The sequence below is a fragment of the Phycisphaerae bacterium genome (assembly GCA_024102815.1).
Taxonomy (GTDB): Bacteria; Planctomycetota; Phycisphaerae; order UBA1845; family UBA1845; genus JAGFJJ01.
On sequence record JAGFJJ010000036.1, the window covers coordinates 1 to 2,389 of the forward strand.

Annotated in this window: 3 protein-coding genes; 2 read left to right on the top strand and 1 reads right to left on the bottom strand. The window is 57.6% G+C overall.

All coding sequences use genetic code 11. The features are described from left to right. Window positions 1–1,654, top strand: a 1,654-nt coding sequence (locus tag J5J06_09130; GenBank protein ID MCO6437235.1) for a hypothetical protein, incomplete at its 5' end; no start/stop codon positions are given. Window positions 1,655–1,716: 62 nt separating this feature from the next. Then, window positions 1,717–1,944, top strand: coding sequence for a hypothetical protein (locus tag J5J06_09135; protein MCO6437236.1), 228 nt, complete (start codon window positions 1,717–1,719; stop codon window positions 1,942–1,944). 37 nt (window positions 1,945–1,981) lie between these two features. On the opposite strand, the gene J5J06_09140 is transcribed toward J5J06_09135, so the two are convergent. Further along, entirely contained in the window at window positions 1,982–2,230 is a 249-nt protein-coding gene (locus J5J06_09140) for a hypothetical protein (GenBank protein MCO6437237.1), read from the bottom strand. Window positions 2,231–2,389 lie beyond the last annotated feature (159 nt).

Genomic DNA, 2,389 nt, shown 5'->3' on the forward strand with positions numbered 1-2,389 from the left:
CGCCGCCTACAATGTGGGCGATGTCGTCGATACACCAGACTCGGCCATCAAGTCTTGGCGGTATCTCGGAGCGGGCGAATGGGAGCCGAATGACGTGGTTCGCCACACGATGGGCCCGGGTGGGGGGATTGAATTTGCTCCCGACGTGGAGGCCGCAATCGCCGCTCTCGGCGGCGGCGGTGGCGACACCAGCTTCACTCAAGATGGGCCCGGTGCGGTCGTGCGCACCCTGCAAGACAAGGCGCGCGAGATCGTGAGCGTCAAAGATTTTGGTGCGGCGGGCGACGGCGTGACGGATGACACCGTGGCGATTCAGACCGCGCTCGACTATGGTGCCACGTACGGTTTCAAAGTCATTGGCATCGGCGTGTTCCGCACCTCGGCCAAGGTGGTCGTAAAGGGCCACGCGGATTTCAGCCAGGCTGTTTTCGAGGTTTACGGAGCGCCAGATGTCGCAGTGGAAATTTCTACTGGAAATTCCGTCGATCCAACAACCAACCTCACTAATGCGGTCATTCAACTGCCTCGCAGAATTTTGAACAAGACCAAGACGAGTGCAGGTTGGGCAACTCAAGGGGTCGGAGTTCGCGTTGTGAACGCAATCTCATGCCAGATCTTTGTTGGCAACGTCGTAAACTTTTCCAAGGGTCTGCTTGTTACGTCTTTTGGAACCAGTAACGCATATAACAGCTATTACCTCGGGCATCTCGAAAACAACCAAATCAATCTAGATTTGACCCCTGGAAACTCGTCGGCATGGGTTAACGAAAACGTCTTTATTGGGGGGCGGTGCTCCCACTATTCAAACGAAGGAATTGATGTTGCAGGAACTAGACACATTTATTTGGCGCAAGCAAACAATCCTGTTAACAATAACCTGTTCGTCAAGCCAAGCATTGAAGGCAACGTAGCAGAATTCCATGTTGAATGTGCCGGCACATTCAACACATTTCAGCAGGCTCGATGGGAGGCAGCTACGCCCAGGCTGCGGTTTTTTGGGGCCTCAAGTAGTCATGGTGTGAGAAATACCGTGCTTGGCGGGTATAACTTAAATAACTTAGTTGTGTTGAAAAGCGGCACTATTGGAGGTCAAAACAGCATTATTGGGGGTCATGAAGGCGTTGTTCAGATGGGCAAGGCAGGAAAGCCGTTGCGATACCAGAATGAAAGCTCGTCATTAAGTGGGATTCGGCTTTTTTATGGCGCTTCGCAAGACCCATTTGCAAACGGCAACGACTGGTCTGTGTTTGAGAGTTCACAAGAGCTTCGCGGGAAACGGCCCGATGACGCATATCCTCGGTTAATTTTCAAATACAACAACAGTACCATTTCCTTTGATAATGGCACCCATGAGACGCCGACAGCTACCATCGGTGTTTTTGGCACGTCGGGAGTCAGAGTATCGTCCTCGTTTTATCCGTGGACGGATAACGCGCTAGCGTTAGGTAGCGGGGCGTATCGTTGGTCAAACGCTTACGTGACAAATCTCCGTCCTGGAGCGGGGGAGGTTGTGTGGACGAGCGGCAGCGGATCTCCGGAGAGCGTCGTAACCGCTCCAGTCGGTTCGTTGTACACGCGGACAGACGGCGGCGCAGCCACAACGCTATATGTCAAAGAGTCGGGCACTGGAAGCACGGGGTGGGTGGCGAAATAACATCTAATCCCCCTCGCGCGCCCATCGCCAGGTTGAGGCGCGCGAGCCCCCGGAGGCCGATCATGCTCGATCGAATTCACGTGGTGCGCGGCGGGGAGTATCAGGTCGACGGCGAGACGTGGTGGGTGCATGTGATACATCGCCTGGGTTCGGGCGAGAGCGTCACCCTCTGTGACTGCAGCCTCGTCGAGTACGACCGCCGCCTTGGGCGCTCGCCCGTCGAGCGCAGCAGGCTCAAGTACATGCCAATGCGCCGCTTCCTGCGCGCGGCCACCGTCGTCCGCATCTGACCCCGAAACGAGAAGCCCGGCATGTGCCGGGCTTTTCTCATTCTGGGAGGGCTGCTCCTGGTTCGACGTAGTCGGGGTCGCCGGGCTGTGATCCGTAGCGGTACGCCGCGAGCTGGCGGTTGTCCCTCGTCATCAGCAGCAGATGTGTCGCGTCGTAGGCCTCGGCGTGCAGTGCCCAGAATGCGGCATGGGCGGCGGCGGCCGATGGGGTGGCGGTGCGGGTGCCCGTGAGCACCTCGCTGCCGCGCCGCCCGCACCGCTGTTGCAACACATAGACCTTGTACATCGCCACCCCCCCAAGATTTCCGATCACACCTCCAGCGTCTTCCACTCGCCGTCGCTGAGGCCCCGGTCATCATTATAGGTGTCGGTCATCGACTGGCGCTTGTGGCCGAGCAGCGTGCGGGTGTCGATGCCCTGCTTGCGGTAGAGCCGCTCGGCCAGG

Coding starts and splice junctions, on each gene's coding strand:
- J5J06_09135 (MCO6437236.1), top strand. CDS start 1,717: ATGCTCGATCGAATTCACGTGGTGCGCGGCGGGGAGTATCAGGTCGAC.
- J5J06_09140 (MCO6437237.1), bottom strand. CDS start 2,230: ATGTACAAGGTCTATGTGTTGCAACAGCGGTGCGGGCGGCGCGGCAGC.